Source organism: uncultured Maricaulis sp. (assembly GCF_905480005.1).
GTDB lineage: Bacteria > Pseudomonadota > Alphaproteobacteria > Caulobacterales > Maricaulaceae > Maricaulis.
Map to the genome: position 1 here is coordinate 1 of NZ_CAJQOO010000087.1, position 22,014 is coordinate 22,014.

Consider the following 22,014-nt stretch of genomic DNA (forward strand, 5'->3'; position numbering starts at 1 on the left):
GGATTGCGGATAGGCACCGAAATCATTCTCGTCGCCGAATGGATCGACCTCGAGGCGGGCGCGCACGGTCTCGATCACGCGCTGTCGCGCCTTGCCGGTGACGACATGGACGGTCCAGGGCTGGATATTGCCGCCGGATGCCGCCCAGCGGGCAGTGTCCAGAATTTCGCGGATCTCGGCTTCGCTGACCGGCGTGTCGAGGAAGGCACGTGTTGAAATGCGGCGCCGGGCGATGTCGGAAAATGTGCTGGCCATGAAGTGTCAGATCTCGCCCAGTGACTCAAAACCGCCGAAAATCAGTCGCTTGCCGTCGAAGGGCATCTCATCGGCCTTCATCCGCGGATCGGCCATCATCTTTTCCATCGCGGCGTCGGCCGTTGCCTTGTCCGGCCAGACCGCCCAGGAAAAGGTGACGGTTTCGCCGTCCTTCTTCTGCACAGCCTTCGGGAAGGAGGTCAGCTCGCCTTCCGGTACATCAGCGCCCCAACAATCGACGGCCTGCAAGGCGCCGAATTCTTTCATCATCGCACACATGGCGACGCTGCTTTCGATGAAGGCGTCCCGGTTTTCGTCCGGCACGGCCGCCACATATCCCTGAACATAGGCCATGGTCTTCCTCCCGTTTCCCGGGGGGAAGGATAGGGCAGCTTCCTGCGAGGGGCGAGGTCTAGATCGAGAAACTCGTACCGCAACCGCAGGCGGCGGTGGCGTTGGGGTTGTGAATCTTGAAGCTGGCACCGATCAGCTCGTCGACATAATCGATTTCCGAACCGTCCAGGAAGGGCAGGGACGCTTCGTCGATGACGACTTTGGCGCCGTCGCGCTCGATCACCAGATCGTCATTATTGACTGTCTCATCGAGGTCAAATGTGTAGGAAAAGCCGGAGCAGCCGCCGCCGACGACGCCGATGCGCAGCAGCCCGGCAGAGGCCTGGGCCGTGATGATGGTGTTGATCTGTTTCGCGGCGGACGCGGAAAGCGAGACATTGACGGACATGGTAGCGCCTGATGCTGGGCCCGGCGGGCCTTTGGTTTCTGCCTGTGTGGTCTTATATGGACCTCCCTCAGCGCGGATAAAAGGCCCCCCTGACATGATCATCGCCGCGACCGACCGAACCCGCGCGCCCTATGCCTGTCACCCGGCGGAGTCGCGCGGCCGCCGCTTTGCCCAGCCTGACAGTGCGATGCGCAACGCCTTCCAGCGTGATCGCGACCGGATTATCCACTCTGCGGCCTTTCGGCGACTGAAGGAGAAAACCCAGGTTTTCGTGGCCCATGAAGGTGACCAGTACCGCACGCGCCTGACCCATTCCCTTGAAGTCTCGCAGATCGCACGGACCCTGGCACGCGCGCTGCGCGGAGATGAAGATCTCGCCGAGGCGCTCGCGCTCGCCCATGATCTCGGGCATCCGCCCTTCGGGCACGAGGGTGAACGGGTGCTGGCGCTGAAGATGAAGGATTTCGGCGGCTTTGATCATAATGCCCAGACCCTGCGCGTGATCACCAAGCTTGAAGTGCGCTACCCGGAATTCGACGGTCTCAACCTGACCTGGGAGACGCTGGAAGGCGTCGTCAAGCATAACGGCCCCTTGCTTGGGACTGGCCGGGGCGAGGCGGACCTGCCCTGGGCCTTCACCGATTATGAGGGCTGGCGTGAGTTGGAGTTCGAGACCCATGCCGGCCTCGAAGCCCAGGTGGCCGCCCTGGCAGATGATATCGCCTATAATAATCACGATATCGATGATGGGCTTCGCTCCGGCCTCCTCGAGATGGAGCCATTGCTTGAATTGCCGCTGGTCGGCGACATTTTCCGCCGCGCCCGCGAGCGCTGGCCCGACAAGCCGCAGACGATCATTGTCCATGAGTCTGTTCGCGAGCTGATTGGCGTCATGGTCGAGGATGTGTTGACCGAGACACGTCGGCGCCTCGACAAGGCCAAGCCTGAGAACGCCCGGGACTTGCGGGCGCTTGACCATCCGGTCGTGGCCTTCTCCGAAGAGATGGTCCTGCATCTGGCCGCGCTGCGTCGCCATCTCTTTGCCCACATGTACCGGCACTACAAGGTCAACCGGATGATGAGCCAGGCGCGCCGTGTGACCAGTGACTTGTTCGACCTGTATCTGAGTGATCCGGGCGTGCTGCCCAGCGATGTACAGGCGAGCATGTCGACGGCCGGTACGGCGCAGACAGCGCGCGCGGTTTGCGACTATATCGCCGGGATGACAGATCGCTTTGCAGTGGAAGAGCACAGACGGCTTTTCACCGTGCAGGGGTATTTCTAAACTGTCGCGGCGGTAAGGGCATTCCTGCCGCGATGTTATCGTATGGCTGCCTGTCGCGATTCGCGCGGCCGCCGGACCTGAGGTGAGAACCGGAATTCATGACAGACCAGGACGAGGAAAGCCGGATCGGCGCCTACGCACCACCGGCGGACGAGTTTGCCACATTCGACGCGCGCGACGAGGACGCGCGTCGCGGCCTGTTGCTGCTGACTACCGCCCTGGCCGCCTTCGTCCTTTTTCTCGGCGTGGTCTGGAGCGCCTATAATCAGGGCTTGCGCGATAGTGGTCGCGATGGTGCGCCGCGCCTTGTCCCCAATGAAGAACCCTATCGCGAGCGCCCGATTGATCCCGGTGGGGCCGAGACGCCGGATACGGAACTGGAAGTCTATGACCGCCTGACCGGCGATGATGCCGGTGATGACACCGTCTCCCTGCGCCCGGCGCCGGAAGAACCGCTTGAAGACTCCGCTCGTCCGAGCCTGCGTGTCGAACAGGTCGATGCCGACGCGGCGGCAGATCCGACCGTCGAGACCGAAGCCCTGCCGGACGCCATGCCGCGCCCGGCGCCGCAAAGGCCGGCCCGGCAGCCCGATCCGGAACCGGAACCCGTCGTGCAGACGCCGGCCCGCGAACCCGATCCGGTACCGGCTGCGGCCCCGACAGCGACGGCCGGCGTCGACCTTTCGGGCAGCTGGGTGGTGCAGATCGCCTCTTTCCGCACCGAATCGGATGCCGAAGCGGCCTGGGTCGCCTTCCGGACACGTTTTTCCGATATTTCCGCTGGCATGGCGCCGGATGTGGCCACTGTCGAGATCGAGGGGCGTGGCACTTATCACCGCCTGCGGATTGCGGCCTTTGCGGATCGTGGCGATGCCGTCGGTTTCTGCACGACCCTGCAGTCACGCGGCCAGGACTGCCTGGTGGCACGCCGATGACGATTGCCTCCGTGATCTACGGCCTCGCGGGGACCCGGCTCGGTCCGGACGAGAAAGCCTTCTTTCGCGATATCGACCCGTGGGGCTTCATCCTGTTTGCCCGCAATATCGACAGTATTCGCCAGGTCTCGCGGCTGACGCTGGAGCTGCGCGATTGTGTCGGTCGTGATGTGCCGATCCTGATCGACCAGGAGGGGGGGCGGGTTGCGCGTCTGCGTCCGCCGACCTGGCGCGCCGCGCCGGCCGCCGAACGCTTCGCCGATCTGTGGAAGGTCGACGAGGAAATGGCGATCGAGGCCACACGCATCAATCACCGGCTTCTGGCGCACGAGCTGCGCACGATCGGCGTCGATGTTGATTGCGCACCTGTGGCCGACCTGCGCATCGAGGGGGCTGATGACATTATCGGCGACCGGGCCTTCGGGCGGACGCCGGAGCCGATCATCCATCTCGGCCGCGCTGCGATGGAAGGCCTGATGGCCGGCGGTGTTGCTCCGATCATCAAGCATATCCCCGGGCATGGGCGGGCCCTGGCCGACAGTCATCTGGAATTGCCGGTCGTCCCGGAAGAGCATGGCCTGTTGTCGGAAACCGACTTCGCGCCCTTCAAGGGTCTGAACGACGCACCCATGGCGATGACGGCTCATATTGTCTACGCCGATATCGATTCCGATCACCCGGCGACCCAGTCCGCCGAACTGGTTGGCAAGGTGATCCGCGGCGAGATCGGGTTTGACGGGCTCTTGATGACGGATGATCTGTCGATGAAGGCGCTGACCGGAACATTCCGCGAGCGCGGCGAGCGTTCGCTCGGGGCCGGTTGCGACATGCTTTTGCACTGCAATGGCGAAATGGGTGAGATGATGGCCGTCGCCGAGGGCACGACATCCCTGGCCGGCAAGGCGCTGGAGCGCGCCGAGGCTGCCGAGTCGGCGCGAGACGTGATCGAGGATTTTGACCCGGTCGACGCCGAATCGCGTCTCAATAGCTGGCTGGACAGGCTTTCCGCCTGATCCGGATCCGGTCAGCCGCCTGAAGCGGGAGCCCTGAAACGGGCGCCCTGAAATGGGAGCGTTGTGAGCGAGGAATTCGAGGAAGACGTCCGGTTTGAAGCCGCCGAGAACGCCGAGACCGATGCGCTCGTTGTGGACCTCGACGGATTCGAGGGACCGCTTCACCTCCTGCTCGCCTTGGCCCGCAAGCGCAAGATCGATCTGGCGAAGATCTCGATCCTCGAACTGGCCGAACAATATCTGCAATTCATGGAAGCGGCGCGCCAGAAGCGTCTCGACCTGGCCGCCGACTATCTGGTCATGGCGGCTTGGCTGGCTTTCCTGAAGTCCAAACTCCTATTGCCCAAGCCGCAGAAGGATGAGGAGGAGCAGCCGGCCGAGGCCCTCGCTGCCGCCCTGGCCTTTCGGCTGCGCCGTCTGGAAGCGATGCGGGCGGCGGGTGACGCGCTGTTCGCCCGGTCGCTGCTGGGCACGGATATTCACGGGCGCGGCATGCCGGAGGGCGTAAGGGCGACGCGCTCGGTCGTCTATGAAGCCGATCTGCACGACTTGCTGTCGGCCTATGCCAGTCGCCGCGTGAAACAGGCGCGGTCTGTTTACCGCCCGCCGACGCCCAAGGTTTATGGCCTGGAAACTGCAAGGGATCGCCTTGAGACACTGATGCCGCAAATCAGTGAATGGCGTGAACTGGACAGCCTGCTTCCCGGGGCCGGGGAGCTGGGTGCCAATCCTCCTCCGATGCGGTCAGTGCGTGCCAGTTCAATGCTGGCCGCGCTTGAAATCACCAAGGAGGGCCATGCACGATTGCGTCAGCGTGAAGCCTATGCGCCGCTCTTCGTGAGGGCGCAGGCGGGGGAAGGGGACGCGACCGATGAGTGACGAAACAACGACTGAAGAGCCAGCGGACGCAATCTCCAGCGCGATCTCCGCATTGCGCGAGCGGGCCGCGCACCAGGGGCCCAGCGTGGTCGCCGATGCCGAAGCCTCCGAGGCGCTCGGCGTGCATCTCGCCGTCAATACCGAGCGCCAGAATCTGCGCGTGCTGGAAGCGCTGCTCTTTGCCGCCGCCGAACCGCTGGACGAGGAAACCCTGATCGGACGGCTGCCGCTGGAAACCAATATCCAGGACCTGCTCGCGAAGCTGCAGGCAGAATACGCTGAACGCGGCGTGCATCTCACCGAAGTGGGCGGACGCTGGCGTTTCGAAACGGCAGCGGACCTGGCTGACGTGCTGGTCGAGGTCAAGCAAGAGCCGCGCAAGCTTTCCCAGGCGGCGCTCGAGACCTTGTCCATCATTGCCTACCACCAGCCGGTCACGCGCGCCGAAATCGAGGAAATCCGCGGCGTCGCGGTGTCTCGGGGCACACTGGACCTGTTGTTCGAACTGCGCTGGGTGCGCCCGCGCGGCCGACGCCGCACCCCCGGTCGCCCGGTCACCTACGGCACGACCCAGGCTTTCATGGAATATTTCTCGCTGCAGTCGATCGGTGATTTGCCCGGCATGTCGGACCTCAAGGCCGCCGGCCTGCTTGATGCGCGCCTGCCGCCGGATTTCTCGGTTCCGGATCCGACCCGCAGTGTCGAACCCGACCTTCTGGAAGACCCGTTGAGCGACGAGGAGGCCCATGCCTTCCATGTCGACTTCATGGATGGGGATGACGACCCGGATGGTGCAGCGTGACGCCAGGCGTGCGATCATTCGTCCCGATGCCTGACTGACAGGTTGGACGAGGCCCGGCAAACGCAGTAGACCCAGTTAACTCGGTTCAGACGGAGGGGCATATGGCTCCCGGTATGTGGCAAATTCTTCTCGTGGTTCTTCTCGCCGTCCTGCTGTTCGGCGGGCGGGGGAAAATCGCTTCGGTCATGGGTGACTTCGCCAAGGGTATCACCAGTTTCCGCAAGGGACTGAAGGATGATGAAGGCGAGGGTGACGAGGCCGACAGCGACACGCCGGCCGGCTCGCTCAATACCGAGGCCCGCGAAGACGAAAAAACCGGGAGCTAGGCGATGAGCCCCGGCATTGGCATGCCGGAATTGCTGGTGGTCCTGGTCCTCGCCCTGGTCGTGGTGGGGCCACAGCAATTGCCGGTCATGATGCGCAAGGTCGGCCAGATGATGGCCCAGGCCCGCGCCATGGCGAAGGATTTCCAGAACAGTTTCGAGGAGATCGGTCGCGAGACCGAGCTGTCCGAACTGCGCCGCGAGATCGAGGCGCTCAAGGATGCCAATCCGATCAACCAGATTCATGGCGAACTCGACAAGGCGGCACGCGGTACGCAGGACGATGATATCCGCGCCCTGAAGCTGAAGCATGCCGAGAAGGGCCAGGCGGAGGGCGGAGACGCCCAGTCGGAAAAGCCGGCCGCCCTCGACGTCCGGAAGCCGGAAAGCGCAACACCGGAAAGCGATGCGCAAGCCGATGCGGCTGCAAGCGGTGATGCGGCAGAGCCGATCGAGCCGGCACCTGCCAGGCCGGTCGATGAAATCAAGGGACGCTGAGCCGGATGGCTGAGATCGAGCAAGATGAAGTCGAGGCCAGCCGCGCGCCGCTGATCGAGCACCTGGTCGAACTGCGTTCGCGCCTCGTGGTGATCATGGGCTTTTTGCTGGCCGGATTCATTGGCTGTTTCCTGGTCTCCGAGACGCTCTATCAATGGCTGCTTCTGCCCTATCGTGACGCGGCATCGATCGTTCGCGGCGTCCCGGTGGAAGAGCTGGACCTGACCGCCAATTTCTTCGCTCCGCTGGAGTTTTTCTTCGTCCGCCTGAAATTGTCCCTGGTCGGCTCGATCATCATCATTTTCCCGGTCATCGCCTGGCAGATCTACGGCTTTGTCGCGCCGGGTCTGTACAAGAATGAGCGCGGTGCCTTCGCGCCTTTCCTGGCCATGTCGCCGATCCTGTTCGGCCTGGGCGTGAGCTTCGTCTATTTCTTCGTCCTGCCGATGGTGATGCGTTTCTCGCTGGGCCAGGAGCAATCGGCGGAACTGGTCGGGACGCGGATCGAGCTTTTGCTCAATGTCTCCGACTACATGAACCTCATCACCACGCTGATGCTGGTGTTCGGCATCTCCTTCCAGATGCCGGTCTTTCTGATGCTGCTGGCCAAGGCCGGCATCCTCAAGGCGAAGACGCTGCTCAAGGGCTGGCGTTTCGCGGTGGTGGGGATTGCCCTGTTTGCAGCCTTTGCCACACCGCCGGACCCGATTTCACAGATCATGCTCGGTGGCGCCCTGATGCTGCTCTACTTCATCTCGATCGGAGGCATGCACCTGATGCAGTCTTCCGAGACAGACGCGGACGAGGCCGAAGACGGCTGATCCGGTTTACGGCGCGCGCGGGCAGGGCTATAGCCCGGCCTCGTTATTTCACTCCAACCGGATCAGACCCATGCATGACATCAAGCTCATCCGCGACAATCCCGACGCTTTCGACGCTGGCCTCGCCAAGCGTGGCCTGGCGTCGCAATCCGCGATCCTGATCGAGCTTGATGCCTCCCGCCGTGATGCGCTGGGCAAGCAGCAGGATGCCGAGACCGAGCGCAATACGCTGTCAAAGCAGATCGGCAAGGCCAAGGCGACCGGCGACGAGGCCGAGTTCAACCGTCTGCGCGGTGAGGTCGACCGTCTCAAATCCGTGCTCGAGGAAGCCGGTCAGCAGGCCCGCCATTTTGACGAGACCCTGAATCAGCATCTCGCGGCGCTGCCGAATCTGCCGCATGACGACGTACCGCAGGGTGCCGATGAGGCGGACAATGAGGAAGTGCGTCGCTGGGGCGATCCCCGGGCCATGGGTTTCAAGCCGCGCGATCATGTCGATCTTGGCGAAGGCCTTGGCCAGATGGACTTCAAGAAGGCGGCGGAAATGTCCGGTTCGCGCTTCGTCGCCCTGCGCGGTGGCCTGGCTCGCATGGAGCGGGCCCTGGCGCAATTCATGCTCGACCTGCACACCACCGAGCACGGCTATGAAGAGGTCAGCCCGCCCTACATGGTGCGCGACGAGGCCGTCTTCGGGACCGGTCAATTGCCGAAATTTTCCGAGGACCTCTTCCGTACGACCGATCATCGCTGGCTGATCCCGACGGCGGAAGTGCCGCTGACCAATCTCGCGCGCGAAACCATTCACGCCGAGACCGATCTGCCCATGCGCATGACCGCCTATACGCCCTGTTTCCGGTCTGAAGCGGGGTCGGCGGGGCGCGATACGCGCGGCATGATCCGCCTGCACCAATTCCAGAAGGTGGAGATGGTCTCGATCGTGACGCCGGACGAGAGCGATGCCGAGCTCGAGCGCATGACCGGCTGTGCCGAGAAAGTCCTGCAGCTGCTCGAACTGCCCTATCGGGTCATGAAGCTGTGTACCGGCGATATGGGTTTTTCCGCCCGCCGCACCTTCGATCTGGAAGTCTGGATGCCGAGCCAGGATTGCTATCGCGAGATCTCCTCCTGCTCGACCTGTGGTGACTTCCAGGCCCGCCGCATGGATGCCCGCTTCCGCAAGGATGGCGAGAAGCGTCCGGCCTTCCTGCACACGCTGAATGGGTCCGGCGTTGCCGTCGGACGCGCGCTCGTCGCGGTTCTGGAAAATCACCAGAATGAAGACGGTTCGATCTCCATTCCGGCAGCCCTGCGCCCCTATATGGGCGGAGCGGAGACGATTACAGCCTGATTCAAGGGCCTCCAGCCCTGCCAGTAGCTCAGACATCCCGTTTGCCCGGTCGACGCGGCTGCGGCCTCGCGTGGATGTCGGGATCAAGGGCTGTCGTCTCGCACCCCTGGTGTGCCGGGGCCGAGCTCGTGCGCTCACCCATTTGGGTGATTGCTCGCTTTTGATGATTTTAGTCTCTCTCACCGGGAGCGGCGTTGCCGGAACGGAACTCAAGGGCGTGCATCGCACGCTTGGTCAGGCAGAGGCATTCGACTTGCCCGGTTGGGTGTTTTCGGCCTGCCCCAGGATGATACTGCCCTGGCACTGCCCGTGCCCGACATGCCGGAAATCTGGTGGTCGTCGCAGTGTTGAACTGGTCTGACGAGTGCACAGGCGGTCCTCCCCAAGGGCCGCCTGTCGCTTGTCTGGCACATTTGTGACCGCGTCCGGGGACTGGCGGCTGGCTCGAATTGCTTTAGAAGCAGGCGAACGCCAACACAGCAAGCGACCGGTTGATCATGATCCCTGAAAATCCCCGCATCCTCCTCACCAATGATGACGGCATCCGGGCCCACGGGCTCAAAGTGCTGGAGACGATTGCGCGCCAGCTGACGGACGATGTCTGGATCGTGGCGCCGGCCGAGGAGCAGTCCGGGGCCGGGCGGTCTCTGTCGCTGCACGATCCGCTGCGGGTCCGGCATTTCGACGAACGGCGCATGTCCGTCTCCGGGACGCCGACGGATTGCGTGCTGATGGGCGTACAGGACCTGATCCCGGGCAAGCAGCCCGATCTCGTCCTGTCCGGTGTCAATCGCGGCCAGAACATCGCCGAGGACGTGACCTTCTCCGGCACTGTCGCGGGAGCCATGCAGGGCATGCAGCTCGGCATACCCTCGGTGGCGCTGTCCCAGGCCTATGGCTTCGGCAAGGATGACCCGATCCAGTGGGAGACCGCAGAGATGTATGGCGCGCCGATCCTGCGCCGCCTGTTCGATCTGAAATGGCCGGATGATGTGCTGATCAACATCAATTTCCCGGACCGCAAGCCGGATGATGTCGAAGAGGTCGAGGTCACCCGCCAGGGACGCCGCGACCAGCATATTCTTCACGCCGAGCACCGGACCGACCCGCGTGGCATGGATTATTACTGGCTTGCCTTCAAGGGCCTGTTGTCCAATCCGCCGGACGGGGTTGATCTGCGCGCGATCTATGATGGCAAGATCTCTGTCACGCCGCTGCATATGGACCTCACCCATGGCGAGACGCTGGGCAATCTGAAGAGCATGCTCGGCGGCGTTCCGCCCAAATCCTGATCCCGCCTCCGGCGGCGTACTGGCTCGCGAAGAAGGTTGCCTCGCATGCAGATGCCTGATCCCCGCATGATCCAGCTCGTGATGAGCCTGCGTGGTGGCGGTGTGACCGATGCCACGGTCATGGGCGCGCTCGAACGCACCCCGCGTCATCTCTTCGTGCCGCAACGCTTTGGCGACCAGGCCTATGATGACAGGGCCCTGCCAATCGATTGCGGCCAGACCATTTCACAGCCGCTCATCGTGGCTTTGATGACCCAGGCGCTGAAACTGGATGACCGCTGCAAGGTGCTCGAGATCGGGACCGGCTCGGGCTATCAGGCCGCCGTCCTGGCGCGGCTGGCCCGGCGGGTCTATTCGGTCGAGCGCTATCGCACGCTGTCGCGTGAAGCGGAGGCCCGTTTCGAGGCCATGCGCCTGAGCAATATCGTGACCCGTATCGGCGACGGATCGATCGGCTGGCCTGAACAGGCGCCTTTTGACCGCATCATCCTGACGGCTTCGGCGCCGACGCGGCCGGATGCCATTCTCGAACAGCTCAAGGATGGCGGTATCGCGGTTGCTCCGGTGGATCGTGAGACCCGCCAGGTTCTGGTGCGTTATGTCCGCGAGTGCGACAGCATCACCGAAACCGACATCATGGATGTGCGTTTCGTGCCCCTGGTGAAGGGTGAGGCGCGGGCGCTATAGCGGTTATTCTGCCGGTGAGTGTGCGAGGGTGACGATATGGGGATAGCGTATTTCGATCCGGACGAGAACGGCCTGGCCCGGGTGATCATAACCGGGCTCGCCTCGCGCACCGAGCATGCGGCGACGGAAGAGCGGGTACGCCAGGATATCCAGTCCGGTCGCCTGAAAGGCATCATTATCGACGCAAGCCTCGCGGAATTGCCGGCCAAGTCGAGCTTTTCGCGTGAGGTCTGGGATGATTTTCTTGGCGTGCTCGAAGCACGCCCCTTCGCCTATTTGCCCCCGCATGGGCATGACGGCGCCGAGCGCCAGGCGATGATTGCCGAGCTGGTCGGGGATTGGGAGAGTTGTTTTTGCGTCGTCGCCTCGGAGGCGGACGGGCGTGCCTGGTGTCTGGCCAGCCTGGCCGCGCTTTCGAACGAATGACCGCCGGCAGGCCGCTACATTAAAATTGCACCCGGCTTGCGGGAAGAGACGGCGTGGATAACCGCCGGTTAAGCCTTCTCTGGCTTGATGGCCCGGCTTTTCCTGTCGGAGGTCGAGTCCGAAATGCGTCGAATGTCCCTGATCTGCCTCGTTGCGGTGGTGAGTGCGAGCCTTGCGGCCTGCGCCTCCAACCCGCGTGAGCCGGCGCGGGTGGACTATCGCAGTTTCGGCAATGGATCGTCTTCCTCGTCCTCCTCATCGGCGCGTTCCCCGCGCCGCGCGAGCATGAATTGCGGCTCCGGCTATACCGTCCGGACCAATGACACCCTGTCGGAAATCGCTGAACGCTGCGGGGTCAGCATGTCTGACCTGGCCGGCACAAACGGTCTCAACGCGCCTTACACGCTGCGTGTCGGGCAGACGATTGCGATGCCGCGTCCGCCGGTCCATGTCGTCCAGCGCGGCGAAAACCTCTATCGGATCGGCCTGCGCTATGGCGTGCCCTTCCAGCAGCTCGCAAATCATAATGGCATCCGGGCACCCTATGAGATCGAGGTTGGCCAGCAGATCAATTTGCCGGTCGGAACCCAGGTCGCCAGCACGACATCGGGTGGCTCCTCGCGCGCACCGACCAGCGCGTCAAACCGCGACACCTACACGCCGCCGCCGGCTGAAGCCGGAGCGCCTCGCTTTGACTGGCCGATCCGTGGCCAGGTTCTGTCCAGCTTCGGTCGCCGGCCCAATGGCGAGCGCAATGACGGTATCAATATCGAGGCGCCGTCCGGCGCCGAGGTGCGCGCCGCAGCTCCGGGCCAGGTCGTCTATGCCGGCAGTGAGCTCGCCGGTTACGGCCAGCTCGTCCTGATCCGCCATTCGGGTGGCTATGTGACGGCTTATGCCCACAATTCCCGTCTTCTCGTGCGTGAAGGCGACCAGATTTCCCGCGGCCAGATCATCGCCCAGGCCGGGGCGACCGGGACGGTAGACCGTCCCCAGGTTCATTTCGAGATCCGATCGGGGGTGAACCCGGTCGATCCGATGTCCTATCTCAACTAGGGTCCGGACCGGTCAGACTGTGGCGAAGGTCACACAATAGCACCGCTTTCCAACAGCCGACCCTTGTTGCAACCAAGGCTCGTCCCGATATAGTCCCGCGCATTCGAATTTCCGGGTTCATGCGCAGATTTGTTGCGTCACACACCCACCAGTCGCGGAGCGCGCTACTTCATGGAACAGTTTCTGCAATCACCGATTCCCATGCTCGTCCTCATGGGCCTGGTCTTCTACTTCCTGCTCATCCGCCCGCAGCAAAAGCGGATGAAAGAGCATAAAACCCTGATCGAGGGCCTGAAGCGGGGTGACGAAGTCATCACCCAGGGCGGCATGATCGGCAAGATTGCCAAGGTCGGTGATGAAGAAGTGACGCTGGATTTGGGTGAGGGCGTGAAAGTCCGCATCGTCCGCTCCACGATCGCTGACGTGAAGGGGCGCACAGCTCCGAAGCCGGCCAATGATGCCAAGAATGACGACAAGAAGGATGACAAGGAAATCGGCTGAGCCGGTTGACCGTCACCCCTGATCGTCCCTGACCAAGAGGCCGCGCTGTCATGCTGCATTTCGGGCGTTGGAAACTTTTTTCCATCATCTTCATCACGCTTCTCGGCGTGATGTACACCATCCCCAATTTCGTGCCGGAGACCGACCGGTATACGATCAATGAGGCGGATGGCACACGTACGCCCAACGGCATCTGGCGCTTCATCCCGTCCGGGACGATCAATCTCGGTCTCGACCTCCAGGGCGGTTCGCATATCGTCTTTGAAGTCGATATGGACGAGGTCCGTGATGCCCAGCTGGAAGCGCTGGCCTCCGACATCCGCACCTCGCTGCGCAATGCGCCGCCCGTGCTCGCCCGCTCGGTCTCCGTGATCGGCGACGAAGTGGTTGTCCTGATGTTGCGCCCGGAAGAGCGTGAAACGGCGCTGGAGCGTATCCGAGCGCTCAATTCACCGGTCACGACGGGTGCAGGCCAGGCCGGCTTTGCCAACATGTATGACATCTCGGCTGATCAGTCGGACCCGTCCGCCATTCGCATCACCGTGACGTCCGAGCAGTATGAGTCGATCCGCAACCGGACGCTGGAACAGTCGATCACGGTCATTCGCCGCCGTCTCGACGGTCTCGGTACAACCGATCCGACCATTGCCCGCTCCGGTGATCGCCGGGTTCTGGTGCAGGTGCCGGGGGCTGATGATCCGCAGGAAATCATTGATCTGGTCGCTACCCAGGCTTCGATGAGCTTTCACATGGTGGACGAGAATGTGGATCCCGGGCCGAATGGCCAGGGACGCACGCCACCGGGTGTGAGTGTCTTCCCGCTGGCGGATTCGGGCGGGACTGCCTGGCTCGCGGTCGAAACGCGCCAACGCCTGACCGGGGAAAACCTCAATCAGTCTTATGTCGTCGCCAACCATCCGAATTTCGTCGGTCCGGTTGTCGGTTTCCGGCTCGATACCCAGGGCGCGCTGATTTTCGGCGAGCTGACCCGCGCCAATCGCGGTCGCCGCTTTGCGATTGTGCTGGATGACCAGATCATCACGGCACCGACCATCAATGAACCGATCCTGGGTGGGTCCGGCGTCATCGGTGGGAGCTATACCTATGAGACGGCCAATCAGCTGGTCATCCTGCTCAATGCGGGTGCCCTGCCAGCCTCGCTGACACCGGTCGAGCAACGGGTCGTCACGGCCTCGCTGGGTCGTGACCAGATCGAGAGCGGCCGCCTTGCCGTGGCGATCGGCTTTGCCCTCGTCATTGCCTTCATGATCGCGATGTATGGTGTCTTCGGTGTCTTCTCCACCACAGCCCTGCTGGTCAATGTGGTCCTGATCCTGGGCGGCCTGTCCGGTCTCGGGATGACGCTGACCCTGCCGGGCATCGCCGGCATCATCCTGACCATCGGTATGGCGGTTGACGCCAATGTGCTGATCTATGAGCGAATACGCGAAGAGGCGAAAAACAACCGAACGCCGGTGCAGGCCCTCCAGGCCGGCTATGAGCGGGCCCTCGCGGCCATTCTCGACGCCAATATCACCACCTTCATCGCCGCTGCCGTGCTCTACATGCTCGGTGCCGGACCGGTGCGGGGTTTCGCGGTTACGCTGGGGGTCGGCATTCTGACCTCGGTCTTCACCGCTTTCGTCGTCTCCCGCCTTCTGGCGGTTCTTTGGCTGCGGGCCGTCAAGCCCACCAAGCTGCCGCTTTAAGGGGAGGAAACCGACATGTCCCTCGCACTCGTCAAATATCTCCCGACCTCGGGCACGATCCCCTTCATCCGCGGACGTTTCATTGCCCTTGGACTGTCCGCGCTCTTCATTGCTTTCTCGATGTTCGAGTTCGCGACAGTCGGCATCAATTTCGGCATTGATTTTCGCGGCGGCATCCAGACCGAAGTGGTCGCCGATGAGAGCACCGCGATTGAAGATTTGCGCGCCACGGCCAATGCATTGGGTCTGGGCGAAGCCCGGGTCCAGGGCGCCGGCAGCGCCGGTGAAGGCCTGACCACCTACCTTATTTCGCTGCCCTTGCAGGAAGGTGAGGGTCTCGAGGGTGAGGCGGCCCAGAATGATGCGCGCGAAGCGCTGGAAACCGCGTTGGAGGCTGCGTATCCGACCATCGACATGCGCGGCACGACCGTGATTGGTGGCGCGGTGTCCGGAGAGCTGATCATCACCGGTTTCACGGCCATTGGCGTCGCGCTCTTCTTGATGCTGGTCTACATCTGGTTCCGGTTCGAATGGCAGTATTCGGTCGGCGCCATCATCGCCCTGACGCATGACGTCATCGCGACGGTTGGCATGTTCTCGCTGACCCAGATGACCTTTGACCTGGCGACCGTCGCCGCCATCCTGACCATTGTCGGTTATTCGATGAATGACACCGTCGTGGTCTATGACCGGATCCGGGAGAATTTGCGCAAGTACAAGCGCAAGCCCTTGCAGGAAGTGCTCGACCTGTCGATCAACAACACATTGTCGCGCACCATCCTGACCTCCGTGACCACGCTGGTGGCGCTGATTTCGCTCTACCTCATCGGTGGAACCGCCCTGAAAGGCTTCGCCTTTGCGATGATCTGGGGCGTGTTGATCGGGACCTTCTCGTCCATCTTCGTGGCCGCGCCGATCCTGCTCTTCACCAATGTTCAGCGTGACAGCAGCGACAGCTGAACGGGTGTAGAGGTTGCGGCCCTATCCTGAGAGGCGAATTCCGGTGTAATTTCCCTCCACTGGCAGGATGATTCTGCTCAATGGGGAGGGAAAAATGGCTGGAATTCTCAGCAATCTGCGCACGACGGTAATCGTCTCCTTCGTGCTCGCCGCAATCTATCTGGGCGCTTATGTCATGTCTGGCGCGATCGCGCTCGACGGTGCCTTCTGGCAGGCGCTCGCACGCTGGACGCATGTTGTCGCCGGCATCATGTGGATCGGTCTGCTCTGGTATTTCAACTTCGTGCAGATCCCGAACATGCCGAACATCCCGGATGATCAGAAGCCGGCAATCGGCAAGGTGATCGCGCCGGCAGCCCTGTTCTGGTTCCGTTGGGGCGCGGCCTTCACTGTCCTGACCGGCCTCATGGTGGCAGGCCTGCGCGGCTATTCGATGGAAGTGCTCAGCCTGGGTATCGTCTCCGACACCTACTCACCGCAATATTCCTTCATCGGGATCGGCATGTGGCTGGCCATCATCATGGCGATCAATGTCTGGTTCGTGATCTGGCCCAATCAGAAGATCGCGCTGGGTATTGTCGAGGCCGATGCCGAGGCCAAGCCGAAGGCGGCCCGCACGGCGATGCTGTTCTCGCGCACCAATACGCTCCTGTCCTTCCCGATGCTGATCGCGATGGCCATGGCGCAGACCGTGTTCGGCTAGCGTCCGAGCCACTTTGCTGACCTGAAACGTTCAGGGCCCGCCGGAGACATGGCGGGCCCTGTTCACGTTCGGGGGGTACGTGAGCATCCGAGCCGGCGAGGAAGGGAGGGGTTGCGGCCCGTTGCCCTTCTACAACGCAGCACCGGACAGCTTTCCGTCGCCCGGTTCGGAAAAACTTTCAGTCGCCCTCACTGCTGCGCGAAACTGCCATAGACCATGGGGCGGAAGACCCGCAGCGTGCGTGGCTCCGGACGGTGCTCGGACGGCTGGATTTGGGTCATGATGACGGCCGCTGTCCGGGTCTGCGGGCTGACGAAGAAGTCGGTGTCGAACAACCCGCCCCAACTCAGATCGCCGGGAATGCCGGCAGGCTGCTGGCCGTCCTCCGGAGGCAGGACAATGTCCATGCCCAGAGCAAAGCCGCGGCCGTCCCAGCCATCGCCAAGCTGATCTGTTGTGGCATAGGGACGCGCGAATTCAGCAAAGGTTTCCGGCGCAAGGATGGAGACCTCGCCGAGCGAGCCGCCATTGGCCAGCATCATGGCAAAGCGGATGTAATCGGATGCTGTCGAAACCAGTCCGCCACCCCCTGAGGCCCAGTCGGGATTGCCCTGGTCGATCGCCACCATCTCACCTGTTTCGGTATGGACGTATAGCGGCGACATGGCGTCTTCCTCGAAATCAACATCGTCGAAGAAGAAGCCGGTTGAGTGCATGGCAAGCGGGGTGAAGATTTCGGTTTCCAGGAAGGTCTCGAATGGCATCCCTGACGCGACCTCCACGACACGGCCGGCGACGTCCAGAGAATAGGAATAGATCCAGCGATCACCGGGATCGGCATAGAGCGGCAGGGCTGCGAGCTGTTGCATGCGGGCTTCCAGGTCGCCCTCGCCGGCATACAGCGAATTGTCGAGATACAGGCGGCCCAGATCCGTCTCCCCCTCGAAAATATAGCCGATCCCCGCTGTGTGGGTGAGCAGGTGTTCGACCGTCATGGCGGTCGCCGGAGCGCGCGTGGCGATCTCGCCGTCCTCTCCGGCCATCGGTGAAACGGCGACGTGCGCACCGGCGAATTCCGGGATGTAGTCGCTGACGGGGTCGTCCAGCGAGACGGTGCCGCGTTCGACCAGCATCATGATGGCGACCGCCGTGACGGGTTTCGTCATCGAGGCGATCCGCACCGGGCTGTCGACAGTGAACGCCTCACCGGTTTCCAGATTGATCTGTCCGGCCTCGGATATGAATGCGATCTGTTCACCGCGGGCAATGATCGCGGCATAGCCGGGACGGGCGCCTTCCGCGGCGAGTTCGTCCAGACGCGCATCAAGCGCCCCCAGCACGTCGGGCTGGAAGCCCAGCGCCTCGGGATTGTCGGAGACGGGTATGTCCTGCGCATAAACAGGCAGGACCGTTGTTGTGGCCAGCGCGAGCGCTGCCATGGCTTGTTTGAACGCCATCTAACCTTCCCCTCGGGATAGTGTTTATCGACCGGGGGGAAGGTTAGGGCGCAAGGGCCGCTCTGACGAGGGGCTTATTGGGCAGCAGCGAGATTTTCAGCCGCAAATTCCCAGTTCACCAGCTTGTCGAGGAAGGTGGTGATGTAGTCCGGGCGGCGGTTCTGGAAGTCGAGATAATAGGCATGCTCCCAGACATCCATGGTGAGAAGCGGGGTCACGCCATCCTCGGTCAGCGGGGTCTCGGCATTCAGCGTCTTGCGGACTTCCAGCTTGCCATTGGCCAGAACCAGCCAGGCCCAGCCGGAGCCGAACTGCGTGGCGCCGGCATCGGCGAAGGCCGTCTTGAAGGCGTCCAGGGAGCCGAAATCACGATCGATCATCGCGGCCAGATCGCCGGTCGGGGCGCCGCCGCCATTGGGACGCATGGACTGCCAGTAAAAGGTGTGGTTCCAGATCTGGGCGGCATTGTTGAAAATACCGGCCTTGCCGGCGTCACCGGCCGACGCCTTGATCACGTCTTCCAGCGACAGCGCAGCCAGATCAGTGCCGTCAACGAGGCCGTTGAGTTTGCCGACATAGGCGTTGTGATGCTTCCCGTGGTGGAAATCGAGCGTCTGGGAGGAGATATGGGGGGCCAGCGCGTCCTTGGCGTAGGGAAGATCGGGCAGGGTGAAAGCCATGAGTACCTCTTGCAGTGACAAAGTCGGGAAGGATGTGGGCCGGTTGGGCCGTTTTCATGTTCGCACATATGGTGTGGACTGCGGCCATGTCCACCGGGGAGACGCATGACAGCCAAAGAAATCGACAGCTTGCTGCAAACCGCTGACCCGGACCGCTATTTGTGCGCGCTTTTCGCACAGACCGACCAGCGGGCCGGCCTGCTTGCCTTGTACGGGCTCAATCACGAGCTCGGACGGATTGCGGACAGCAGCTCGGAAAGCCTGATAGGCGAGATGAAGCTGACCTGGTGGCGCGACGCGATCGCCGATCTCTATGCGACGCCGCAGAAAGTGCGGCGCCATGACGTGACCGAGGGCCTGGCGGCGCTGACCGGTCAGATCGGTCTCGCGGATGTGTCGCCGATGATCGAGGCGCGTTTCGACGATATCGCCGCGCGACCCTTTACGGACCTCGGAGACATTCTGGCCTATGTCGACAATACGGCCGTGTGTCTGGCTCGGCTGGCGCTGAAATCGCTCGACGCGGCGGACAGTGTGTCCGACGACACCGTGCTTGCGGCCGGGCGTGCCTGGGGTCTGACCGGTTTGCTGCGGGCGTTTCCGCTGCGCGCCCGGATCGGGCGGGCTCCGGTTGGCGGTGACGCGCTTGGCGCCGTCGGCGCGACCCCGGCCATGCTGGCCCAGGGGCTGGGCGAGGCGAAGGTCGCAGAGGCGCGCCAAGGGGTGATCGAGGCCGCGCGGGCGGCCTGCGAGCGCCTGGCCATGGCCGGGCCCATCCCGCCCGAGGCCGTGCCCGCGATCGGCTATTGCCGCCTCGCATCGACCCATCTCGCGCGCCTGCCGGCCAATCCCTACGGGCTGGCGCCGGACATCAATCCCCTCTCTCGTCGGTTGCGACTGACATGGCTGGCATTGAGCGGCCGATAGACCGCGTCCGCCTCTTGCACTCGGACCCGCCTCGCGTCCAACATGGCGGCAACGAGGGAGACGACCTATGCATCATGCGCTCATCACCGGAGCCAATCGCGGACTCGGGCTGGAACATGCCCGGCAATTGCTCGAGCGCGGCTGGCATGTCAGCGCGGCTGTCCGCAATCCGGATGCCGCCACCGAGCTGGCAGCTCTGGCCGAGGGTGAAGGCAAGCTGGATATTCACGCCTATGACGCGGCCGACCCGGCCAGCGCAGCGGCGCTTGCCGCGGTCGTGACCGGACCGGTCGACCTGCTTTTCGCCAATGCCGGCATGGCGTCGGGCGAAACCCGCGCCTTCGGCCAGGCGGCCGGCGCGGCGATGCTGGATGAGTTCAGGGTCAATACGATCGCGCCGCTGGCCCTGGTCGAGGCCTTTGCCGGCCAGGTCGAGGCATCCGAGATGAAAGTGATTGCGCTGCAATCCTCTCGCATGGGTTCTGTGCGCGAAAACGAGAGCGGGGGTGCCTACGGTTATCGCAGCTCGAAAGCAGCGCTCAACGCCATCGGCAAATCGCTCAGCATCGACCTGAAGGATCGCGGCATCGTTGTGCTCATCCTCCACCCGGGCTGGGTGAAAACCGATATGGGCGGCCCGCAGGGTCAGCTGACCGTCCAGGAATCAGTCTCCGGACAGCTCGATCTGATCGCCCGCGCCTATGGCAATCCGGTGATGAGCGGCCGCTTCTACCACGTCTCCGGCCAGGACCTGCCCTGGTAGGCAGGCCCTGACGAAAGTCGGTATCACTCTTCGCCGAGATGCTCGGCGCGAGTGGACTCGGGAATCAACGCTGGCGTGTCGGTCAGGCGGCCTGCCAGCTCGCCAGGTCCGCCAGCGCCCGCTCCGACATCGCCATCTTGCGGGCCGGGGTCTTGGCCTTGCCCTTGATGCGGTTGCCCTCGGCATCGATGGTCGGCTGTTCGATCGGCGGGAAAAGGCCGAAATTGACATTCATCGGCTGGAAGGAGCCCTTGCCGCCATCCAGATGGCCGCCGGTGACATGGCCGATCAGGGCGCCCAGCGCCGTGGTGGCCGGCGGTGGCGTCAAGCTGGTGCCCAATCGTTCGGCGGCGGCATAGCGACCGGCCAGCAGGCCCATAGCGGCACTCTCGACATAGCCCTCGACCCCGATCAGCTGGCCGGCAAAGCGCAGGCGCGGCTGGCTTTTCAGGCGCAATTGCGCGTCGAGGAGTTTGGGTGAGTTGAGGAAGGTATTGCGGTGAATGCCCCCGAGACGGGCAAAGCGCGCCTCCTCGAGGCCCGGGATCATGCGCAGCACCTCGCCCTGGGCGCCGTATTTCATCTTGGTCTGGAAGCCGACGAGGTTGAACAGAGTTCCCAGCGCATTGTCCTGGCGCAGCTGGACGATGGCCCAGGGCTTCACCGTCGGATTGTGCGGATTGGTCAGGCCGACCGGCTTCATCGGTCCGTGACGCAGCGTCTCCCGGCCGCGCTCGGCCATGACTTCAATGGGCAGGCAGCCGTCGAAATAGGGGGTATTGGCCTCCCATTCCTTGAACTCGGTCTTCTCGGACGAAATCAACGCGTCGATGAAGGCTTCATACTGCTCCTTGTCCATCGGGCAGTTGAGATAGGCCTTGCGCTCGGCATCGGTCTCGCCCTTGTCATAGCGTGACTGGAACCAGGCCTTCTCGGTATTGACGCTGTCGCGATAGACGACCGGGGCGATGGCATCGAAGAAGGCGAGCTCGCCTTCACCGGTCTGTTTCAGGATCGCCTCGGACAGGCTTTCCGAAGTCAGCGGGCCGGTGGCGATGATGACGCTGTCCCAGTCCTCCGGCGGCAGGGCCGGGATTTCCTCGCGATTGATGGTGACCAGCGGATGCTCCGAGAGTTCCTTGGTCACCGCCTGCGAGAAGACGTCACGATCCACGGCCAGCGCGCCGCCGGCGGGCAGGCGGGACGCATCACCCTGGCGCAGGATGATCGAGTCGAGGCGCCGCATTTCCTCATGCAGGAGGCCCACCGCATTGGTCCGGTGATCGTCCGAGCGGAAGGAGTTGGAGCAGACCAGCTCGGCCAGACCGTCCGTATGGTGGGCGTCGGTACCCTTCACGCCGCGCATCTCGTGCAGGATGACGGGCACGCCCTTGGAAACGAGCTGCCAGGCCGCCTCGGAGCCGGCCATGCCGCCGCCGATGACGTGAACGGGTTTGATTGCGTGATCTGTCATGCGCGGCATATCGAGCCGGGGCGCGGGGGAGTCAAGTCGCAGGGGGCAGGAGCGGGGCAAAGTCGTCGTGTCGGCTTGACGGCCGCGTTGGGAGTACCGATAAATCGGCACAACAGGGGGTTGTTTCATGAAGTGGTTGTTTGGCGCGTTGATCGCACTTGCTTTGGGCAATGCTGCCTATGCCCAGGGGCTGCCGGAATCCGTGACCGAGCCTTATCTCGCGTTCGAGGCGGCGATGCGGGCGGGCGATGCCGCGGCCGTGCTGGATGCGGCCAATCGGGCCTACGAGGCCGGGCAGGCCGCAGATATAGACCTGGCCGTCCTCGCGACGCTCGCTGAGAATTACGGGTATGGTGCCGCCCTCAACCAGGATTATGAGACGGCACAGATCGCCTGGCGCGAAGCCGCTCAACTTTCAGACAGGGCGCGCGGGGACCCCGTGGAGCGGGCCTGGCGTTGGCACAATGCGGCTTTGTTC

Annotated in this window: 25 protein-coding genes and 1 pseudogene; 20 read left to right on the plus strand and 6 right to left on the minus strand. The window is 63.2% G+C overall.

Annotated features, from left to right (window positions below; all coding sequences use genetic code 11):
* From QZ266_RS08385 to erpA, 3 genes are all read right to left on the minus strand, one after another.
* A partial coding sequence (locus QZ266_RS08385; RefSeq protein WP_295693869.1) for a nitroreductase family protein occupies window positions 1-255 on the minus strand: 255 nt, incomplete at its 3' end.
* A 6-nt stretch (window positions 256-261) separates the two neighbouring features.
* Window positions 262-609 carry a DUF1428 domain-containing protein gene (locus QZ266_RS08390; protein ID WP_295693872.1) on the minus strand — a complete coding sequence of 116 codons (348 nt, stop codon included), beginning with the start codon at window positions 607-609 and terminating at the stop codon, window positions 262-264.
* A 58-nt stretch (window positions 610-667) separates the two neighbouring features.
* Window positions 668-997, minus strand: a complete 330-nt coding sequence (erpA, locus tag QZ266_RS08395) for an iron-sulfur cluster insertion protein ErpA (RefSeq protein WP_295693875.1) — start codon at window positions 995-997, stop codon at window positions 668-670.
* A gap of 94 nt (window positions 998-1,091) precedes the next feature.
* Here erpA and QZ266_RS08400 point away from each other — a divergent pair, with 94 nt between their 5' ends.
* The 17 genes from QZ266_RS08400 to QZ266_RS08480 all read left to right on the plus strand — a co-directional run bounded on the left by QZ266_RS08400 (window position 1,092) and on the right by QZ266_RS08480 (window position 16,235).
* A complete protein-coding gene (locus QZ266_RS08400; protein WP_295693878.1) occupies window positions 1,092-2,282 on the plus strand; it encodes a deoxyguanosinetriphosphate triphosphohydrolase in 1,191 nt (396 codons plus the stop codon).
* Window positions 2,283-2,380: 98 nt separating this feature from the next.
* Complete coding sequence (locus QZ266_RS08405) at window positions 2,381-3,217, plus strand: SPOR domain-containing protein (RefSeq protein ID WP_295693881.1); 837 nt, start codon at window positions 2,381-2,383, stop codon at window positions 3,215-3,217.
* On the plus strand, window positions 3,214-4,230 hold the full coding sequence (nagZ, locus tag QZ266_RS08410; RefSeq protein WP_295693883.1) for a beta-N-acetylhexosaminidase: 1,017 nt from the start codon (window positions 3,214-3,216) through the stop codon (window positions 4,228-4,230). Before QZ266_RS08405 ends, nagZ begins: the two co-directional genes overlap by 4 nt.
* 63 nt (window positions 4,231-4,293) lie before the next feature.
* Window positions 4,294-5,109, plus strand: a complete 816-nt coding sequence (locus QZ266_RS08415; RefSeq protein WP_295693885.1) for a ScpA family protein — start codon at window positions 4,294-4,296, stop codon at window positions 5,107-5,109.
* Window positions 5,102-5,911 carry an SMC-Scp complex subunit ScpB gene (scpB, locus tag QZ266_RS08420; RefSeq protein WP_295693888.1) on the plus strand — a complete coding sequence of 270 codons (810 nt, stop codon included), beginning with the start codon at window positions 5,102-5,104 and terminating at the stop codon, window positions 5,909-5,911. Before QZ266_RS08415 ends, scpB begins: the two co-directional genes overlap by 8 nt.
* A gap of 101 nt (window positions 5,912-6,012) precedes the next feature.
* On the plus strand, window positions 6,013-6,237 hold the full coding sequence (locus tag QZ266_RS08425) for a twin-arginine translocase TatA/TatE family subunit (protein ID WP_295693892.1): 225 nt from the start codon (window positions 6,013-6,015) through the stop codon (window positions 6,235-6,237).
* A gap of 3 nt (window positions 6,238-6,240) precedes the next feature.
* Entirely contained in the window at window positions 6,241-6,732 is a 492-nt protein-coding gene (gene tatB / locus QZ266_RS08430) for a Sec-independent protein translocase protein TatB (protein WP_295693895.1), read from the plus strand.
* Between the two features lie 5 nt (window positions 6,733-6,737).
* Entirely contained in the window at window positions 6,738-7,553 is an 816-nt protein-coding gene (gene tatC, locus QZ266_RS08435; protein WP_295693900.1) for a twin-arginine translocase subunit TatC, read from the plus strand.
* Window positions 7,554-7,623: 70 nt separating this feature from the next.
* Window positions 7,624-8,901 (plus strand): serine--tRNA ligase, encoded by a 1,278-nt coding sequence (serS, locus tag QZ266_RS08440; RefSeq protein ID WP_295693903.1) that lies wholly within the window; start codon window positions 7,624-7,626, stop codon window positions 8,899-8,901.
* Between the two features lie 497 nt (window positions 8,902-9,398).
* Window positions 9,399-10,193 (plus strand): 5'/3'-nucleotidase SurE, encoded by a 795-nt coding sequence (gene surE / locus QZ266_RS08445; RefSeq protein WP_295693906.1) that lies wholly within the window; start codon window positions 9,399-9,401, stop codon window positions 10,191-10,193.
* Window positions 10,194-10,238: 45 nt separating this feature from the next.
* Complete coding sequence (locus QZ266_RS08450; RefSeq protein WP_295693909.1) at window positions 10,239-10,880, plus strand: protein-L-isoaspartate(D-aspartate) O-methyltransferase; 642 nt, start codon at window positions 10,239-10,241, stop codon at window positions 10,878-10,880.
* A 36-nt stretch (window positions 10,881-10,916) separates the two neighbouring features.
* Window positions 10,917-11,306, plus strand: coding sequence for a hypothetical protein (locus QZ266_RS08455; RefSeq protein WP_295693910.1), 390 nt, complete (start codon window positions 10,917-10,919; stop codon window positions 11,304-11,306).
* Window positions 11,307-11,429: 123 nt separating this feature from the next.
* A complete protein-coding gene (locus tag QZ266_RS08460; protein WP_295693913.1) occupies window positions 11,430-12,362 on the plus strand; it encodes a M23 family metallopeptidase in 933 nt (310 codons plus the stop codon).
* A 171-nt stretch (window positions 12,363-12,533) separates the two neighbouring features.
* Window positions 12,534-12,863, plus strand: coding sequence for a preprotein translocase subunit YajC (gene yajC, locus QZ266_RS08465; protein WP_295693916.1), 330 nt, complete (start codon window positions 12,534-12,536; stop codon window positions 12,861-12,863).
* Window positions 12,864-12,913: 50 nt separating this feature from the next.
* Window positions 12,914-14,572 carry a protein translocase subunit SecD gene (secD, locus tag QZ266_RS08470; RefSeq protein ID WP_295693918.1) on the plus strand — a complete coding sequence of 553 codons (1,659 nt, stop codon included), beginning with the start codon at window positions 12,914-12,916 and terminating at the stop codon, window positions 14,570-14,572.
* 15 nt (window positions 14,573-14,587) lie between these two features.
* Window positions 14,588-15,532, plus strand: a complete 945-nt coding sequence (gene secF / locus QZ266_RS08475) for a protein translocase subunit SecF (RefSeq protein ID WP_295693921.1) — start codon at window positions 14,588-14,590, stop codon at window positions 15,530-15,532.
* 94 nt (window positions 15,533-15,626) lie between these two features.
* Window positions 15,627-16,235 carry a urate hydroxylase PuuD gene (locus QZ266_RS08480; RefSeq protein WP_295693923.1) on the plus strand — a complete coding sequence of 203 codons (609 nt, stop codon included), beginning with the start codon at window positions 15,627-15,629 and terminating at the stop codon, window positions 16,233-16,235.
* Window positions 16,236-16,423: 188 nt separating this feature from the next.
* Here QZ266_RS08480 and QZ266_RS08485 read toward each other — a convergent pair whose 3' ends face one another.
* Both QZ266_RS08485 and QZ266_RS08490 read right to left on the minus strand, forming a co-directional pair.
* Window positions 16,424-17,692: a serine hydrolase gene (locus QZ266_RS08485; RefSeq protein WP_295693926.1), complete on the minus strand. Its 1,269-nt coding sequence runs from the start codon at window positions 17,690-17,692 to the stop codon at window positions 16,424-16,426.
* A gap of 74 nt (window positions 17,693-17,766) precedes the next feature.
* A complete protein-coding gene (locus tag QZ266_RS08490) occupies window positions 17,767-18,372 on the minus strand; it encodes a superoxide dismutase (protein WP_295693928.1) in 606 nt (201 codons plus the stop codon).
* 105 nt (window positions 18,373-18,477) lie between these two features.
* Between QZ266_RS08490 and QZ266_RS08495 the strand changes: the two genes are divergently transcribed.
* Both QZ266_RS08495 and QZ266_RS08500 read left to right on the plus strand, forming a co-directional pair.
* On the plus strand, window positions 18,478-19,299 hold the full coding sequence (locus QZ266_RS08495) for a squalene/phytoene synthase family protein (protein ID WP_295693930.1): 822 nt from the start codon (window positions 18,478-18,480) through the stop codon (window positions 19,297-19,299).
* Between the two features lie 67 nt (window positions 19,300-19,366).
* Window positions 19,367-20,062, plus strand: coding sequence for an SDR family oxidoreductase (locus tag QZ266_RS08500; protein WP_295693933.1), 696 nt, complete (start codon window positions 19,367-19,369; stop codon window positions 20,060-20,062).
* Window positions 20,063-20,144: 82 nt separating this feature from the next.
* Here QZ266_RS08500 and trmFO read toward each other — a convergent pair whose 3' ends face one another.
* A complete protein-coding gene (gene trmFO / locus QZ266_RS08505) occupies window positions 20,145-21,545 on the minus strand; it encodes a methylenetetrahydrofolate--tRNA-(uracil(54)-C(5))-methyltransferase (FADH(2)-oxidizing) TrmFO (protein ID WP_367178224.1) in 1,401 nt (466 codons plus the stop codon).
* A 118-nt stretch (window positions 21,546-21,663) separates the two neighbouring features.
* Here trmFO and QZ266_RS08510 point away from each other — a divergent pair.
* Window positions 21,664-22,014 (plus strand): annotated as a pseudogene (locus QZ266_RS08510) (hypothetical protein); the annotation flags it as partial.

Bases quoted from the DNA above. Each gene is read 5' to 3' on its own strand.
- QZ266_RS08390 (WP_295693872.1), bottom strand. From the start codon at position 609: ATGGCCTATGTTCAGGGATATGTGGCGGCCGTGCCGGACGAAAACCGG.
- erpA (WP_295693875.1), bottom strand. From the start codon at position 997: ATGTCCGTCAATGTCTCGCTTTCCGCGTCCGCCGCGAAACAGATCAAC.
- QZ266_RS08400 (WP_295693878.1), top strand. From the start codon at position 1,092: ATGATCATCGCCGCGACCGACCGAACCCGCGCGCCCTATGCCTGTCAC.
- QZ266_RS08405 (WP_295693881.1), top strand. From the start codon at position 2,381: ATGACAGACCAGGACGAGGAAAGCCGGATCGGCGCCTACGCACCACCG.
- nagZ (WP_295693883.1), top strand. From the start codon at position 3,214: ATGACGATTGCCTCCGTGATCTACGGCCTCGCGGGGACCCGGCTCGGT.
- scpB (WP_295693888.1), top strand. From the start codon at position 5,102: ATGAGTGACGAAACAACGACTGAAGAGCCAGCGGACGCAATCTCCAGC.
- QZ266_RS08425 (WP_295693892.1), top strand. From the start codon at position 6,013: ATGGCTCCCGGTATGTGGCAAATTCTTCTCGTGGTTCTTCTCGCCGTC.
- tatB (WP_295693895.1), top strand. From the start codon at position 6,241: ATGAGCCCCGGCATTGGCATGCCGGAATTGCTGGTGGTCCTGGTCCTC.
- tatC (WP_295693900.1), top strand. From the start codon at position 6,738: ATGGCTGAGATCGAGCAAGATGAAGTCGAGGCCAGCCGCGCGCCGCTG.
- serS (WP_295693903.1), top strand. From the start codon at position 7,624: ATGCATGACATCAAGCTCATCCGCGACAATCCCGACGCTTTCGACGCT.
- surE (WP_295693906.1), top strand. From the start codon at position 9,399: ATGATCCCTGAAAATCCCCGCATCCTCCTCACCAATGATGACGGCATC.
- QZ266_RS08450 (WP_295693909.1), top strand. From the start codon at position 10,239: ATGCAGATGCCTGATCCCCGCATGATCCAGCTCGTGATGAGCCTGCGT.
- QZ266_RS08455 (WP_295693910.1), top strand. From the start codon at position 10,917: ATGGGGATAGCGTATTTCGATCCGGACGAGAACGGCCTGGCCCGGGTG.
- QZ266_RS08460 (WP_295693913.1), top strand. From the start codon at position 11,430: ATGCGTCGAATGTCCCTGATCTGCCTCGTTGCGGTGGTGAGTGCGAGC.
- yajC (WP_295693916.1), top strand. From the start codon at position 12,534: ATGGAACAGTTTCTGCAATCACCGATTCCCATGCTCGTCCTCATGGGC.
- secD (WP_295693918.1), top strand. From the start codon at position 12,914: ATGCTGCATTTCGGGCGTTGGAAACTTTTTTCCATCATCTTCATCACG.
- secF (WP_295693921.1), top strand. From the start codon at position 14,588: ATGTCCCTCGCACTCGTCAAATATCTCCCGACCTCGGGCACGATCCCC.
- QZ266_RS08480 (WP_295693923.1), top strand. From the start codon at position 15,627: ATGGCTGGAATTCTCAGCAATCTGCGCACGACGGTAATCGTCTCCTTC.
- QZ266_RS08485 (WP_295693926.1), bottom strand. From the start codon at position 17,692: ATGGCGTTCAAACAAGCCATGGCAGCGCTCGCGCTGGCCACAACAACG.
- QZ266_RS08490 (WP_295693928.1), bottom strand. From the start codon at position 18,372: ATGGCTTTCACCCTGCCCGATCTTCCCTACGCCAAGGACGCGCTGGCC.
- QZ266_RS08495 (WP_295693930.1), top strand. From the start codon at position 18,478: ATGACAGCCAAAGAAATCGACAGCTTGCTGCAAACCGCTGACCCGGAC.
- QZ266_RS08500 (WP_295693933.1), top strand. From the start codon at position 19,367: ATGCATCATGCGCTCATCACCGGAGCCAATCGCGGACTCGGGCTGGAA.
- trmFO (WP_367178224.1), bottom strand. From the start codon at position 21,545: ATGCCGCGCATGACAGATCACGCAATCAAACCCGTTCACGTCATCGGC.